Source organism: Pseudomonas sp. MHK4 (assembly GCF_054600775.1).
The window spans coordinates 249,514-265,470 of the sequence record NZ_BAAIAK010000001.1; the positions used below are offsets into that span (position 1 = coordinate 249,514).

The window sequence follows — 15,957 nt, forward strand, 5'->3', positions numbered from 1 at the left end:
GACTCCAGCATGCGCACCGAACAACCGAAGATGATCTACCTCAAGGACTATCAGGCGCCCGAGTACCTGATCGACGAAACGCACCTGACCTTCGAGTTGTTCGAGGACCACAGCCTGGTCCATGCGCAACTGGTGATGCGCCGCAACCCCGAGCGTGGCCCGGGCCTGCCGCCGCTGGTGCTCGATGGTCAACAGCTGGAACTGTTGTCGGTCACTTTGGCTGACCAGGAGCTTTCAGCAGCGCAGTATCAGCTGACCGAGAATCACCTGACCCTGCAGCCAACCAGTACCACGTTCACGGTGGACACCAGCGTGCGCATCCACCCGGAAACCAACACCGCCCTGGAAGGCCTGTACAAGTCCGGCACGATGTTCTGCACCCAGTGCGAGGCCGAAGGCTTCCGCAAGATCACCTATTACCTCGACCGCCCGGACGTGATGAGCACGTTCACCACCACGGTGGTCGCCGAGCAGCACAGCTACCCGGTGCTGCTGTCCAACGGCAACCCGATTGCCTCGGGTCCCGGCGAAGACGGCCGGCACTGGGCGACCTGGGAAGACCCGTTCAAGAAGCCGGCTTACCTGTTCGCGCTGGTGGCCGGTGACCTGTGGTGTGTCGAAGACACCTTCACCACCATGAGCGAGCGCTCCGTGGCGCTGCGCATATATGTCGAGCCGGAAAACATCGACAAGTGCCAGCACGCGATGAACAGCCTGAAGAAGTCCATGCGCTGGGACGAAGAGGTCTATGGTCGCGAGTACGATCTGGACATCTTCATGATCGTCGCCGTGAACGACTTCAACATGGGCGCCATGGAGAACAAGGGACTCAACATCTTCAACTCCAGCGCCGTGCTGGCAAAGGCCGAAACCGCCACCGATGCCGCGCACCAGCGGGTCGAGGCGATCGTTGCCCACGAATACTTCCATAACTGGTCGGGCAACCGCGTGACCTGCCGCGACTGGTTCCAGTTGTCGCTCAAGGAAGGCTTCACCGTGTTCCGCGACTCGCATTTCTCCGCCGACATGAACTCGGCCACGGTCAAGCGTATCCAGGACGTGGCGTACCTGCGCACCCACCAGTTTGCCGAAGATGCGGGCCCCATGGCCCACGCGGTGCGCCCGGACAGCTTCATCGAGATTTCCAACTTCTACACCCTGACCGTGTACGAAAAGGGTTCGGAAGTGGTCGGCATGATCCACACACTGCTCGGCGCTGAAGGCTTTCGCAAAGGCAGCGACCTGTATTTCGAACGCCATGACGGCCAGGCCGTGACCTGCGATGACTTCATCAAGGCCATGGAAGATGCCAACGGCGTCGACCTGACCCAGTTCAAGCGCTGGTACAGCCAGGCCGGTACACCGCGCCTGGTGGTGAGCGAGTCCTTTGACGCGGCGGCGAAAACCTACAGCCTGACCTTCCGCCAGAGCTGCCCGCCAACCCCGGACAAGGTTGAAAAACTGCCGTTCGTAATCCCGGTCGAACTCGGCTTGCTGGATAGCCAGGGCGCTGAAATGGCCCTGCGTCTTGCCGGTGAAGCGGCGGCGCAAGGCACGTCCCGAGTCATCTCGGTGACCGAAGCCGAGCAGACGTTCACCTTCGTCGACATCGCTGAACAGCCGCTGCCTTCGTTGCTGCGTGGCTTCTCGGCGCCGGTGAAACTGAGCTTCCCGTACAACCGTGACCAGTTGATGTTCCTGATGCAGCACGACAGCGACGGCTTCAATCGTTGGGATGCGGGTCAGCAATTATCAGTGCAGGTGCTGCAGGAACTGATCGCCCGGCAGCAGGAGGGCGAGGCGCTGGTGCTGGATCAGCGCCTGGTTGCGGCCTTGCGTACGGTGCTGTCGGATGAGTCGCTGGACCAGGCGATGGTCGCCGAAATGCTCTCGCTGCCAAGCGAAGCGTACCTGACTGAAATCAGCGAAGTCGCTGACGTCGATGCCATCCACACCGCCCGCGAGTTTGCCCGCAAGCAACTGGCCGATGCGTTGTTCGAAGGGCTGTGGCTGCGTTACCAGGCCAACCGCGACCTGTCCAAGCAGACCCCCTACGAGGCCGAAGCCGAGCATTTCGCCCGTCGCGCATTGCAGAACATTGCGCTGTCGTACCTGATGCTCAGCGGCAAGCCTGAAGTGCTGGCGGCGACGCTGGAACAGTTCGAGGCCTGCGACAACATGACCGAACGCCTGACCGCGCTCGCCGTGCTGGTCAACTCGCCATTCGAAGAACAGAAAGCCAAGGCCCTGGCCAGCTTCGCCGAGCACTTCAAGGACAACCCGCTGGTCATGGATCAGTGGTTCAGCGTCCAGGCCGGCAGTGTACTGCCCGGTGGCCTGGATCGGGTCAAGGCATTGATGCAGCACCCGGCGTTCAACATCAAGAATCCGAACAAGGTGCGGGCACTGATCGGCGCATTCGCCGGGCAGAACCTGATCAACTTTCATGCGGCGGATGGTTCCGGGTATCGCTTCCTGGCGGATCTGGTGATCGAGTTGAACGGCTTCAATCCGCAGATTGCCTCCCGGCAGTTGGCGCCTTTGACTCGGTGGCGCAAGTACGATGATGCGCGTCAGGCCTTGATGAAAGGGGAACTGGAGCGGATTCGGGCTTCGGGGCAGTTGTCCAGCGATGTGTTTGAGGTGGTCAGCAAAAGCCTGGCTTGAGGTTGGTCTTGCTCCCGCAGTGTTCCTCGGACCCTGCGGGCGCATATCTCCCGCAGATGTACACCGATCAACATGTAGGAGCTGGCTTGCCAGCGATGGCTGCCTTATAGGCGACCCATCTCCCACAGATGTACTGCGATCAAACTGAGGGAGCGAGCCTGCTCGCGAAAAACCTGAGAGCGCCGTGGGGTGTCAGGCTTCCCGCGTCATCGTTGACCTCCATCGCGAGCAAGCTCGCTCCTACAGGTAAGAGCGAAACCATAAGTGGCCGTTACCTGAATAATGGATATGTACACCACCCCCCCAAAAAAAGCGCAATCACCCCACCTGATACCCAATCATTCAGAAAAACCCCATCCCCCTCTGGTTAACAAAACATAACGTGCCGTCGATTGTCAGCCCTTCAAAAACACCGATAGGATAAGCCAGCTTCCGAAGGGGCTCTGGATTGCGGGTTTCAAGACTATGCTTAGCAACAGGTCATCCCGCGAATACCCCTTACGGCGCCCTGAAAGGTTGAACGACCTAACAATAATAATGGGGGAAGGTCTATGAGTGAGCCTGTCATGGGTGTGGGTATCTGCCGCCCGCCGGCATTGCGCAAGTTCGCGTTGCTGGCTACAGCGCTCTCGCTGTTGGGCTGTGCCGTGTGGTCGGCACCGGTGCTGGCCGCTGACGCGCCGGCAGCCGACGTTGTTTATTCCGTTGAATCGGCCAAGGCCAGCAAAAGCCTGGTTCTCGATGTCGTGCACGCCGGCAAGCGGCTGGTGGCGGTCGGGGATCGTGGGCACATCCTGTATTCCGATGACCAGGGCGCGACCTGGACCCAGGCCAAGGTGCCCACCCGGCAGCTGCTGACCTCGGTGTTCTTCGTCGATGACAAACACGGCTGGGCCGTCGGTCATGACGCGCAGATCCTCGCCAGCGAGGACGGCGGTACTACCTGGACCAAGCAATTCGAAGATCTGAAACGCGAATCGCCGCTGCTCGACGTCTGGTTCCAGGACGCCAGCAGCGGCTTTGCCGTGGGCGCCTACGGCGCGCTGATGGCCACCACCGACGGCGGGAAAAACTGGGAAGACGTCAGCGATCGCCTGGACAACGAAGACCAGTTCCACCTCAACGCCATCACCGCAGTCAAGGACGCCGGGCTGTTCATCGTTGGCGAGCAGGGCAGCATGTTCCGCTCCGCCGATTGGGGCCAGACCTGGGAAAAACTCGAAGGCCCGTATGAAGGTTCGCTGTTCGGTGTGATCGGCACCGCGCAACCCAACACGCTGCTGGCCTATGGCCTGCGCGGCAATCTGTACCGCTCCACGGATTTCGGCAGCAACTGGGAAAAGGTCGAGCTCAAGGCTGAACGCGGTGATCTGGAATTCGGTCTGTCCGGCGCCACCTTGCTTGACGATGGTTCGATCGTGATCGTCGGCAACGGCGGCTCGGTGATCAGCAGCAGCGACAACGGCGAAACCTTCAGCGTCTTCAACCGTCGCGATCGTATCTCGCTGGCGTCGGTGGTCGCCGCAGGCAATGGCAATCTGATTCTGGCTGGACAGGGCGGCGTTCGCGCCACTTCGCCAAACGGCGCAGAGCTGGGCAAATGAGCCGGGTTAATAATAAGAAGGCGCAGCTATGACTTCCTTAAGCACACATCATCAGGACAAGGCGACGTTTCTTGAGCGCCTGATCTTCAACAACCGACCGGCAGTGATTACGATCTGCCTGCTGGTCAGTGTTTTCCTGTTCTGGCAGGCGACGCTGATCCGGCCGTCCACCAGCTTCGAAAAAATGATCCCGCTGGAGCATCCTTTCATCCAGAAGATGATGGAGCACCGCAACGATCTGGCGAACCTGGGCAACACCGTACGCATCTCCGTGGAAGCCACCGATGGCGACATCTTCTCCAAGGAGTACATGGAGACCCTGCGCCAGATCAACGACGAGGTGTTCTACATCTCCGGTGTCGATCGTTCCGGCCTCAAGTCGCTGTGGAGCCCGAGCGTACGCTGGACCGAAGTGACGGAGGAGGGCTTCGCCGGCGGTGAAGTGATCCCGCAGAGCTATAACGGCTCCCAGCAAAGCCTCGACCTTCTGCGTAACAACGTGCTCAAGTCCGGTCAAGTCGGGCGCCTGGTGGCCAACGACTTCAAGTCGAGCATCGTCGACATCCCGCTGCTGGAGTCCTACCCGGACCCGCAGGACCAGGGCAAGTTGCTGGCGCTGGACTATCGCAAGTTCTCCCACGAGCTTGAAGACAAGATCCGCAACAAGTTCGAAGCACAGAACCCGAACGTGAAGATCCACATCGTCGGTTTCGCCAAGAAAGTCGGCGACCTGATCGACGGCCTGGTGATGGTGGTGATGTTCTTCGGCATCGCCTTCGTCATCACCCTGATCCTCCTGCTGTGGTTCACCAACTGCCTGCGCAGTACCATCGCCGTGTTGAGCACGACCCTGGTGGCAGTGGTCTGGCAGCTGGGCTTGATGCACTTCTTCGGTTTCGGGCTCGATCCGTACTCGATGCTGGTGCCATTCCTGATCTTCGCCATCGGTATTTCCCACGGCGTGCAGAAGATCAACGGTATCGCCCTGCAATCGAGCGAGGCGGAAAACGCCTTGACCGCGGCGCGACGCACGTTCCGCCAACTGTTCCTGCCGGGGATGATCGCGATCCTCGCCGATGCCGTGGGCTTCATCACGCTGCTGATCATCGATATCGGTGTGATCCGTGAGCTGGCCATTGGCGCTTCCATCGGTGTGGCAGTGATCGTGTTCACGAACCTGATCCTGTTGCCGGTGGCGATTTCCTACGTCGGCATCAGCAAGCGTGCCGTGGCCCGCAGCAAGAAGGATGCGATCCGTGAACACCCGTTCTGGCGCCTGTTGTCGAACTTTGCCAGCGCAAAAGTTGCACCGGTGTCCATTCTCCTGGCGCTGGTCGCCTTCGGTGGTGGCCTGTGGTACAGCCAGAACCTGAAAATCGGTGACCTCGACCAGGGTGCGCCGGAGCTGCGCCCGGACTCGCGCTACAACAAGGACAACAACTTCATCATCAGCAACTACTCCACCAGTTCCGACGTGTTGGTGGTGATGGTCAAGACCAAGGCCGAAGGGTGCTCGCGCTACGAAGCCATGGCGCCGATCGACGAGCTGATGTGGAAGATGCAGAACACCGAGGGCGTGCAGTCGGCGATTTCCCTGGTGACCGTGTCCAAGCAGATGATCAAGGGCATGAACGAGGGCAACCTGAAATGGGAAACCCTGTCGCGTAACCCGGACGTGTTGAACAACTCCATCGCCCGTGCCGATGGCCTGTACAACAACAGCTGTTCATTGGCGCCGGTGCTGGTGTTCCTCAACGATCACAAGGCCGAAACCCTGGATCGAGCGGTGCATGCGGTGCAGGATTTCGCCAAGGAAAACAACACCGAGAACCTGGAGTTCATCCTGGCGGCTGGTAACGCGGGCATCGAGGCAGCCACCAACGAAGTGATCAAGAAGTCTGAACTGACCATCCTGATCCTGGTGTACATCTGTGTCGCGGTCATGTGCATGATCACCTTCCGTTCCTGGGCGGCGACCTTGTGCATCGTGTTGCCGCTGGTCCTGACGTCGGTGCTGGGCAACGCCCTGATGGCCTTCATGGGCATCGGCGTGAAAGTCGCGACCCTGCCGGTCGTGGCGCTCGGGGTGGGGATTGGCGTGGACTACGGCATCTACATCTACAGCCGTCTGGAAAGCTTCCTGCGTGCTGGCCTGCCGTTGCAGGAGGCGTACTACCAGACGCTGAAATCCACCGGCAAGGCGGTGCTGTTCACCGGTCTGTGCCTGGCAATCGGCGTGTGCACCTGGATCTTCTCGGCCATCAAGTTCCAGGCCGACATGGGCCTGATGCTGACCTTCATGCTGCTGTGGAACATGTTCGGTGCGTTGTGGCTGCTGCCGGCACTGGCGCGGTTCCTGATCAAGCCTGAGAAACTGGCGGGGCAGAAGGGCAATTCGCTGTTTGCTCACTGATCCACGCTGAAATGAAAAAGCCGCAACCCTGGTTGCGGCTTTTTTACCTCTCAAATTCAACACCAATCCCTTGTAGGAGCTGGCAAGCCAGCTCCTACAGGGGATCGTGTTTTATGAGGGATCGCTACCCAGCACCACATTCAACGCACTGCGCGCATCATCGAGCTGCACCAGCGTCGCATGCCGCGCACCCAGCGCATCGCGGTTCTCGATTGCCGTGAGTATCGCCTTGTGCCGTGGCAGCGCCAGTTCGTGAAGGTTCGGCCGCTGGTTGGAGTGCTTCAATGCTTCGGCAATCGCCACCGAGAGCATGTTGCACAGGTTGGCCAGCAGGTCGTTGTGGGTGGCATCGGCGATGCGGCTGTGGAAATCCAGGTCCGGTTGCAGCAGGGCTTCCGGCGTCGGCGCGGCTTCCATGCGCTGGTAGGCTTCGCCGATGGAGGCGATGTCCGCTTCCGTGGCGAACTGCGCGGCGAGGGCGGCGGCGGCCGGTTCGATGATGCTGCGTACGCTGGTCAGCAGGTCAAAGAACTGGTTCTGCGGGCTGCTTTGCATCAGCCAATGCAGGACGTCCGGGTCGAGCATGTGCCATTCCTTGCGCGGCTTGACCACGGTGCCGACTCGCGGACGGGAATACACCAGGCCCTTGGCGACCAGGACACGGGTGGCTTCGCGCAACACCGGCCGGCTGACGGCATATTCCTCACAAAGCAGGGCTTCGGCGGGCAGTTTATCGTCCGGCAGGAAACGTCCGGAGACGATCTGCATGCCCAGTTCCTGGACGATGCGCGAGTGCATGCTTTTGCGGTCGGAGGGTTTGCGGTAATCCATGGGGAACGGCGCGGTCCTGGGCGATGACGATGCTGCGCATGATAACAGGCGCGGACAGTCCTGAATCAGACGAAGATCAGCTGTAGGAGCAAGCTTGCTCCTACAGGGGGTATTTGCAATCAGTGAGAGTGACGCGGTACTTCGGCGCCACGGCAGCCGACCAGGAAGTCGAAGTCGCATCCCTGATCCGCCTGCAAGACGTGGTCGATGTACAGCTGGCGATATCCGCCCACCAGCAGTTGCTGTGGTGGCTGCAGATCCGCCATGCGCGCCGCCAGTTCGGCATCCGGGATGTCCAGGTGCAATCGGCCGCTCGCGCAGTCAAGTTCGATCCAGTCACCTTCTTTCACAGCCGCCAATGGCCCGCCAGCCGCCGCTTCGGGCGCGACGTGCAGGACAACCGTGCCATACGCCGTACCGCTCATTCGCGCATCGGAAATTCGCACCATGTCGGTCACGCCCTGGGCCAGCAGCTTGGCCGGCAAGCCCATGTTGCCGACTTCGGCCATGCCCGGATATCCCTTGGGCCCGCAATTTTTCATGACCAGGATCGAGTTGGCATCCACGTCCAGTTCCGGGTCGTTGATCCGTGCCTTGTACATGTCGAAGTTCTCGAACACCACCGCGCGCCCGCGGTGCTGCATCAGCTCGGCACTGGCGGCGGAGGGCTTGAGCACCGCGCCCAGCGGCGCCAGGTTGCCGCGCAATACACAGATGCCGCCGTCGGCGCGGATCGGGTTGTCGAGGGTGCGGATCACTTCGTCCTCGCCGTAGATCGGCGCGTCTTTGGTGTTTTCGCCGATGGATTTACCGTTTACGGTCAACGCGTTCGGGTTCGGGATCAGATTGGCTTCGCCGAGGCGACGCAATACAGCTGGCAAACCACCGGCGTAATAGAACTCTTCCATCAGGAAACGTCCGGACGGCTGCAGGTCGACGATGGTTGGCATGCCGCGACCGATTCGGGTCCAGTCGTCCAGGTCCAGCTCCACGCCGATGCGACCGGCAATGGCCTTCAGGTGAATCACGGCATTGGTCGAACCGCCGATGGCGGCGTTAACGCGGATGGCGTTTTCGAAGGCTTCCCTGGTCAGGATCTTCGACAGTTTCAAATCCTCGCGCACCATCTCCACGGCACGCATGCCGGACATGTGCGCCAACACATAACGCCGCGCATCGACGGCGGGAATCGCCGCGTTGTGGGGCAGGGAGGTGCCCAGTGCTTCGGCCATGCAGGCCATGGTCGAGGCGGTGCCCATGGTGTTGCAGGTACCGGCCGAGCGGGACATGCCGCCCTCGGCCGCGAGGAAATCGTCGATGGTGATGGTGCCGGCCTTGACCTGTTCGCTGAGCTGCCAGACCACGGTCCCCGAGCCGATGTCCTTGCCTTTGTGCTTGCCGTTGAGCATCGGCCCGCCGGTGACGACGATCGCCGGCACGTCGCAACTGGCCGCGCCCATCAGCAAGGCCGGGGTGGTCTTGTCGCAACCGGTCAGCAGCACCACGCCGTCGATCGGATTACCGCGAATCGCCTCTTCGACGTCCATGCTCGCCAGGTTGCGGGTGAGCATGGCGGTCGGGCGCAGGTTGGATTCACCGTTGGAGAACACCGGGAACTCCACCGGGAAGCCCCCGGCCTCGATCACGCCGCGCTTGACGTGTTCAGCGATCTGGCGGAAATGCGCGTTGCACGGGGTCAGTTCCGACCAGGTATTACAGATGCCAATGATCGGCTTGCCATGAAACTGGTGGTCGGCGATGCCCTGATTCTTCATCCAGCTGCGGTACATGAAGCCGTTCTTGTCGGCGGTGCCAAACCATTGGGCGGAGCGCAGGGTGGGTTTCTTATCAGACATGATCGATTCTCTTATTGTATGACTATATTGTTTGAGCTGAGGCGTAACATAAGCTCAAATTCACCTGTTTGGAAGTGTTGTTGGGTAAATAGTATTACTATATAGTCGTTTTCAGCGGAGGGATGGCCCTGGCGGTTAACCGTGAGAGGCGTCCCCCGAGGTTCTATAAAAACAACAATCGGAGACCGATCTCATGAGCCAGGAACTGCGGCTGATACGTCGCATCACGCTGAAACTGATTCCCTTCCTGATCCTGCTGTACCTGATCGCCTATGTGGATCGCTCCGCGGTAGGGTTCGCCAAATTGCACATGGGTGCCGACATCGGCCTGGGCGATGCGGCGTACGGGCTGGGCGCGGGGCTGTTCTTCATTGGCTATTTCCTTCTGGAAATCCCCAGCAACCTGATGCTTGACCGTTTTGGCGCGCGGCGCTGGTTCGCGCGGATCATGCTCACCTGGGGCGCCATCACCATCGGCATGGCGTTCGTCCAGGGGCCGAACAGCTTCTACCTGATGCGCTTTCTGCTCGGTGCGGCGGAAGCCGGGTTCTTCCCGGGCGTTCTCTACTACATCACCCAATGGTTCCCGGTGCGCCATCGCGGCAAGATCCTGGGCCTGTTCATCCTGTCCCAACCCATCGCAATGATGATCACCGGGCCCGTTTCCGGCGGTCTGCTGGGCCTGGAAGGCGTGCTCGGCCTGCATGGCTGGCAGTGGCTGTTCATCGTCATCGGCACCCCGGCAATCCTGCTGACCTGGCCGGTGCTGCGCTGGTTGCCGGATGGCCCGAAACAGGTGAAATGGATGGACCAGGCGGAAAAGGACTGGCTCAGCGGCGAGCTGAAAAAGGACCTGGAACTGTATGGCCAGACCCGTCACGGCAACCCGCTGCACGCCCTCAAGGACAAGCGCGTGTTGCTGCTGGCGCTGTTCTACCTGCCGGTGACCCTGAGCATCTATGGCCTGGGCCTGTGGCTGCCGACCCTGATCAAGCAGTTCGGCGGCACTGACCTGGTGACCGGGTTTGTGTCATCGGTACCGTACATCTTCGGGATCGTTGGTTTGCTGATCATCCCGCGCAGCTCCGATCGCTTGAATGATCGCTACGGCCATCTGGCGGTGCTGTACGTGCTCGGTGCCATCGGCCTGTTCTTCAGTGCCTGGCTCTCGGTGCCGGTGTTGCAACTGGCGGCGCTGTGCCTGGTGGCGTTTTCACTGTTTTCCTGCACGGCGATTTTCTGGACCTTGCCCGGTCGCTTCTTTGCCGGCGCGAGTGCGGCGGCGGGGATTGCCCTGATCAACTCGGTGGGCAACCTCGGCGGCTACATCGGCCCGTTCGTGATCGGTGCGCTCAAGGAATACACGGGCAACCTGGCGTCGGGGCTGTATTTCCTGTCCTGCGTGATGCTGTTCGGCCTGGTGTTGACCGGCGTGGTGTATCGCCTGTTGGAGCGCAAGCATGTGTTGCCGGCGAATGAGTTTGCCGCCAGTGCGCGTGGGGCAACCCGTACCTGACACAAAAATCTGGCAATCACCACCGACCCTGTAGGAGCTGGCTTGCCAGCGATAGCGCAGTGTCAGTCGACATCAATGTTGACAATGCCGCCGTCATCGCTGGCAAGCCAGCTCCTACAGGGGGGGCGGTGTTTTCAAGTAAATGGAGAATTTTCATGCGTTTGGTTCAGTTCGAATTGAGTAACGGCGAACGCCGCGTAGGCGTGGTCGAAGAAGGTCTGGTCCGTGAAGTACAAGACGCCCGCACCGTGCGCGACCTGGCGCTGGCCGCGATCGAGGCGGGGGCCAGTCTTGAGCAACAGGTGCAAAGTCTCGGGTTGGGCATCAGCCATGACTACGCCGAGCTGCTGGCACAACTGCGCATCCTGCCACCCCTGGATCACCCGGACCCGGCACACATGCTGGTCAGTGGCACCGGCCTGACTCACCTGGGCAGCGCGTCGGCCCGGGACAAGATGCACCAGCAGGCCGGTGATGAAGCGGCTATGACCGACACCATGCGCATCTTCAAGTGGGGTGTGGAGGGCGGTAAACCCGCGGCAGGCCAGGCGGGGGTGCAGCCGGAATGGTTCTACAAGGGCGATGGCAGCATCGTCGTACGCCCCGGCCAGCCGTTCCCACTGCCACCCTTTGCTGAAGACGCCGGTGAAGAGCCCGAACTCAGCGGCCTGTATGTCATAGGTGGCGACGGCAAGCCCTATCGCCTCGGTTTTGCCGTGGGCAACGAGTTTTCCGATCACGTCATGGAGCGCAAGAACTACCTGTACCTGGCCCACTCGAAACTGCGCAGTTGCAGCTATGGGCCGGAGTTGCGGGTCGGCGAGCTGCCGCAACACCTGGCCGGTACCAGCCGCATCCTGCGCGATGGCCAGGTGCTGTGGCAGAACGAGTTCCTCAGCGGCGAGGCCAACATGTGCCACAGCCTGGCGAACCTTGAGTACCACCATTTCAAGTACAGCCAGTTCCTGCGTCCGGGCGACGTGCACATCCACTTCTTCGGCACCGCGACCCTGTCTTTCGCCGATGGCATTCGCACTCAACCGGGTGATGTGTTCGAGATCAGCCAGGATGAATTCGGCGCGCCGTTGATCAATGGCATCGCGACCGTCGATGCGGCATTCGAACCCGGCACTGTCGGCACACTTTAAGGAATCACCTATGAGCCAAATTCTTGGTCACAACTACATCGGCGGCCAGCGCAGCGCATTGGGCAGCGTGACATTGCACAGCGTTGACGCCGAAACCGGTGAGGCGTTGCCCCACGCTTTCATCCAGGCCACGCCGGAAGAAGTCGATGCCGCCGCCAAGGCTGCCGCTGTAGCGTATCCGGCTTATCGCAACTTGAGTGCCGAGCGCCGCGCGCAATTTCTCGATGCCATCGCCGATGAGCTGGATGCGCTGGGTGATGAGTTCGTATCCCTGGTGTGCCGCGAAACCGCGCTGCCTGCTGCGCGGATTATCGGGGAGCGTGGGCGCACCAGCGGCCAGATGCGCCTGTTCGCCAAGGTGCTGCGCCGTGGTGATTTCTACGGTGCGCGGATCGACCAGGCCTTGCCAGAGCGTCAACCATTGCCGCGTCCCGACCTGCGCCAATACCGTATCGGGCTCGGTCCGGTGGCGGTGTTTGGGGCCAGCAACTTCCCATTGGCGTTCTCCACGGCTGGGGGCGACACCGCGTCGGCCCTGGCCGCCGGTTGCCCGGTGGTGTTCAAGGCCCATGGCGGCCACATGGCCACGGCCGAGCAGGTGGCCGATGCAATCATTCGCGCGGCAGAAAAAACCGCGATGCCGGCCGGCGTGTTCAACATGATCTACGGCGGCGGGGTGGGCGAAGCGCTGGTCAAGCATCCGGCCATCCAGGCAGTGGGTTTTACCGGCTCGCTCAAGGGTGGTCGTGCGCTGTGCGACATGGCCGCGGCACGCCCGCAACCGATCCCGGTGTTCGCCGAGATGTCGAGCATCAACCCGGTGATCGTGCTGCCCCAGGCGCTACAGGCGCGCACCGAAACCATCGCCCGTGGCCTGTCGGCTTCGGTGGTCCAGGGTTGCGGCCAGTTCTGCACCAACCCTGGCCTGGTGATCGGCATCCGTTCGCCGCAGTTCACTGCGTTCCTGCAGTTACTGGCCGACATGATGGCCGACCAACCGGCGCAGACCATGCTCAACGCCGGGACCCTGGGCAGCTATGCCCAGGGCCTGCAAGCACTGCTCGATCATCCTCGTATCGAACACCTGGCGGGCCATCCGCAACAAGGGCGGCAGGCACAGCCGCAACTGTTCAAGGCCGATGTCAGCCTGCTGATCGATGGCGACGAGGTGCTGCAAGCCGAGGTGTTCGGCCCGACTACCGTGGTGGTCGAAGTGGCGGATCAGGCACAGCTGAGCGCCGCCTTGAACGGCCTGCACGGCCAATTGACCGCGACCATCATCGGCGAGCAGGGGGATTTCGAGCAGTTCAGCGAGCTGACCGGGTTGCTGGAGCAGAAGGTCGGGCGAATCCTGCTCAATGGCTATCCAACCGGTGTGGAGGTCTGCGACTCGATGGTGCATGGCGGGCCGTACCCGGCGACCTCGGATGCGCGCGGCACGTCGGTGGGCACCCTGGCCATCGACCGTTTCCTGCGCCCGGTGTGTTTCCAGAACTATCCGGATAGCTTGCTGCCGGATGCGCTGAAGAACAGCAATCCGCTGGGTATCCAGCGTCTGGTGGATGGCCAACCATCCCGCGAAGCCCTGTGACCCCCCTGTAGGAGCGAGCTTGCTCGCGATGGTCGTTAACGATTACGCGTGCTTACTGGATAAACGCGGCGCTCTTGAGTCCATCGCGAGCAAGCTCGCTCCTACAGTTTCAACTATCATTGCGTTTTTCCCATTCAAAGATTGACTGCCATGACTGCTGCAACCGACACCTTGCTCAACGCCCTCGAACACTGCGCGATGGTGGAAATCGATGGGCTGCATGCCTTCGAATTCGCCCTTGATGAAGGCGACAACCTGCATATCGAATGCATGGATGGTCGAAATGCCCTGCACTGGGAATTCACCCCCGCGCAGATTCAGGCGGCAACGTTCGATGCGACCTTGCAAAGCTGGCTGATCAACGACAACAACGGCGAACACCGTCTGGTCTGCATGGGCGACGTCTTCAGCGGTGACAACGAAGACGATGATCAAGACGATGCGTAACCTCTGGCCGCTGTTGGTTGCCGGCAGCATCGGCGCCATGGGCATGCAGGTGGCCGCCGCCGACGACTATCAATTGCTCGTGGGCTCGTACACTGCCAGTCAAAGCCAGGGCATTTATCGCCTGAGCTTCGACGGTGCGACCGGGCAGATCGACGCCAAGCCGCTGCAAGTGATCAAAAGTGAAAACCCGTCCTGGCTGACCCTGTCCAAGGATCAGCAGCGCCTGTTCGTGGTCAACGAAAATGGCCCGGGCCAGGCCGATCCGGTCGGGCGCGTGAGCAGTTTTGCCATCGATCCCAAGACCCATGCCCTCAGCCCGGTCAACCAGGTGCAGAGCCTGGGCAACGAGCCGACGCATTCGAGTCTCAGCCTTGATGCCAGCCACTTGTTCGTCAGCAACTATTCGGTGGCTGAAGATCCGGGCGGCACCCTGGCGGTGATACCGGTGGCGGCCGATGGCACGCTCAAGCCTGTGGTGCAGATGAGCAGCCATCCGGCCAGCCGGGTCAATCCCGAGCGGCAGATGTCGGCGCATGTGCATTCGACGGTCCCGTCGCCTGATGGCAAATTTGTGTTTTCCAACGACCTGGGTGCAGACAAAGTGTTTGTCTACCGCTTCGACCCCAAGGCCAACCCTGACTTGCCGTTGACCCCGGCCACACCCGCGTTCATCCAGCTGCCGCCCGGCAGCGGGCCGCGCCATTTGCTGTTCAGTGCCGATGGCAAGCACGCCTGGCTGACCATGGAAATGAGCGCGCAAGTGGCGGTGTTCGATTACCGCGACGGCAAGCTCGAGCAAACCCAGATGGTCGATCTGGCTGCCGGTCAGCCTGTTTCGGACAAGGCCGCCGCGGCATTGCATGCCTCCAAGGACGGCAAGTTCCTCTATGCCAGCAACCGTGGCACGGCCAACCAGCTGCTGGTGTTTGCCATCGACCCGGCCACCGGCCAGCTCAAGGAGCTGCAACGCCGCGCGGTAGAAGGCGATCATCCACGGGAATTCAGCCTCGACCCGAGTGGCAAGTTCCTGCTGATCGCCAATCAAAAGAGCAACCAGATCGTCGTCGTCGAGCGCGATGCCAAGACCGGCTTGCTGGGTAAAACCATGCAAAAGCTGCCGATGGATGCCCCCAGCGACCTGAAATTCCTGGTGCGTCAATAGGCCGCAGGCCCCGGGTGATGGGGCCTGCAACCTTCTATCGATGAGGGTGATATGTGGAAGTGCTACAAAGCATTTCAAGCCGCTAACCCTCGAGGGTTAAGTTTGCTTCACGGCCCCACCGGCCAAACAAGCCAACTGACTTCGAGGAACACCCGCATGAACTTCAATCTCTTCTCCGTAATCGCCGCTTCCGCCATTTCCGCCACTGTTGCCCTGCCAGCCGGCGCCAACGTTGAAATCAGCGACAAGAAATCCCACACCCAGAGCTACACCCAGAAATACCTGCAACAGAGTGCCAACTTCTACGCCGCGCTGGACCACAAAGCCCAGCACTGAAATTGCAGCCCTGCCGTCTTTATGCAGGAGCGAAGTCACTTGCCGATCGAAGCCCTGGCCGCGAAAGGCGTTGAAGTGATGTCGCTCCTGCATAGCGCGTTTGCGACAAGCCATCCTGTAATGCTTGATGTCAGGTGGCCATGCCTCTAAATTTGACGCTGATTTTTTGACTCCTTCGCAGAAAAGGATTGCCAAAATGACCATGCGTCTCGCCGTTGTGCTGTTGTTCCTCTATTCGACCCCCATCTTGTCCGCTGCCGGCCCCATTCCCGGCGAACCCGACGCTGCTCGCGAGCGCATGATGAGTTTTATTGAAGACTGAGATAGTCTGGCTTAATGATCAACGAAGTTGATATTTGCTATGCATCAGACTCGTTGGTTACCGG

The 15,957-nt window shown here is 60.8% G+C and carries 12 protein-coding genes; 10 read left to right on the forward strand and 2 right to left on the reverse strand.

The genetic code is table 11. The features are described 5' to 3' along the window. Positions 1–9 precede the first annotated feature (9 nt). The 3 genes from pepN to ACYP2Q_RS01215 all read left to right on the forward strand — a co-directional run bounded on the left by pepN (position 10) and on the right by ACYP2Q_RS01215 (position 6,684). A complete protein-coding gene (gene pepN, locus ACYP2Q_RS01205) occupies positions 10–2,667 on the forward strand; it encodes an aminopeptidase N (protein WP_459728726.1) in 2,658 nt (885 codons plus the stop codon). Between the two features lie 551 nt (positions 2,668–3,218). After that, positions 3,219–4,271: a YCF48-related protein gene (locus ACYP2Q_RS01210; RefSeq protein ID WP_459728727.1), complete on the forward strand. Its 1,053-nt coding sequence runs from the start codon at positions 3,219–3,221 to the stop codon at positions 4,269–4,271. A 28-nt stretch (positions 4,272–4,299) separates the two neighbouring features. After that, positions 4,300–6,684 (forward strand): efflux RND transporter permease subunit, encoded by a 2,385-nt coding sequence (locus ACYP2Q_RS01215; RefSeq protein WP_459728728.1) that lies wholly within the window; start codon positions 4,300–4,302, stop codon positions 6,682–6,684. Positions 6,685–6,795: 111 nt separating this feature from the next. Here the strand turns inward: ACYP2Q_RS01215 and ACYP2Q_RS01220 are convergent, their stop codons facing one another. Together ACYP2Q_RS01220 and ACYP2Q_RS01225 are read right to left on the reverse strand one after the other, a co-directional pair. Beyond that, on the reverse strand, positions 6,796–7,515 hold the full coding sequence (locus tag ACYP2Q_RS01220) for a FadR/GntR family transcriptional regulator (protein ID WP_459728729.1): 720 nt from the start codon (positions 7,513–7,515) through the stop codon (positions 6,796–6,798). Between the two features lie 119 nt (positions 7,516–7,634). Beyond that, positions 7,635–9,371 carry an IlvD/Edd family dehydratase gene (locus tag ACYP2Q_RS01225; protein ID WP_459728730.1) on the reverse strand — a complete coding sequence of 579 codons (1,737 nt, stop codon included), beginning with the start codon at positions 9,369–9,371 and terminating at the stop codon, positions 7,635–7,637. Between the two features lie 193 nt (positions 9,372–9,564). Between ACYP2Q_RS01225 and ACYP2Q_RS01230 the strand changes: the two genes are divergently transcribed. The 7 genes from ACYP2Q_RS01230 (at position 9,565) to ACYP2Q_RS01260 (ending at position 15,893) form a co-directional block, all read left to right on the forward strand. Continuing rightward, positions 9,565–10,887 (forward strand): MFS transporter, encoded by a 1,323-nt coding sequence (locus ACYP2Q_RS01230; RefSeq protein WP_459728731.1) that lies wholly within the window; start codon positions 9,565–9,567, stop codon positions 10,885–10,887. Between the two features lie 155 nt (positions 10,888–11,042). After that, complete coding sequence (gene araD1, locus ACYP2Q_RS01235) at positions 11,043–12,035, forward strand: AraD1 family protein (protein WP_459728732.1); 993 nt, start codon at positions 11,043–11,045, stop codon at positions 12,033–12,035. Positions 12,036–12,045: 10 nt separating this feature from the next. Further along, positions 12,046–13,626 (forward strand): aldehyde dehydrogenase (NADP(+)), encoded by a 1,581-nt coding sequence (locus ACYP2Q_RS01240; RefSeq protein WP_459728733.1) that lies wholly within the window; start codon positions 12,046–12,048, stop codon positions 13,624–13,626. A 150-nt stretch (positions 13,627–13,776) separates the two neighbouring features. Further along, on the forward strand, positions 13,777–14,073 hold the full coding sequence (locus tag ACYP2Q_RS01245) for a DUF5629 family protein (RefSeq protein WP_459728734.1): 297 nt from the start codon (positions 13,777–13,779) through the stop codon (positions 14,071–14,073). Then, positions 14,066–15,235, forward strand: a complete 1,170-nt coding sequence (locus ACYP2Q_RS01250; protein ID WP_459728735.1) for a lactonase family protein — start codon at positions 14,066–14,068, stop codon at positions 15,233–15,235. Before ACYP2Q_RS01245 ends, ACYP2Q_RS01250 begins: the two co-directional genes overlap by 8 nt. A gap of 156 nt (positions 15,236–15,391) precedes the next feature. Beyond that, the gene (locus ACYP2Q_RS01255; protein ID WP_459728736.1) at positions 15,392–15,571 is read left to right on the forward strand and encodes a hypothetical protein; all 180 of its coding nucleotides are present in this window, start codon (positions 15,392–15,394) and stop codon (positions 15,569–15,571) included. A 196-nt stretch (positions 15,572–15,767) separates the two neighbouring features. Next, positions 15,768–15,893 (forward strand): hypothetical protein, encoded by a 126-nt coding sequence (locus ACYP2Q_RS01260; protein ID WP_459728737.1) that lies wholly within the window; start codon positions 15,768–15,770, stop codon positions 15,891–15,893. Positions 15,894–15,957: the final 64 nt, after the last annotated feature.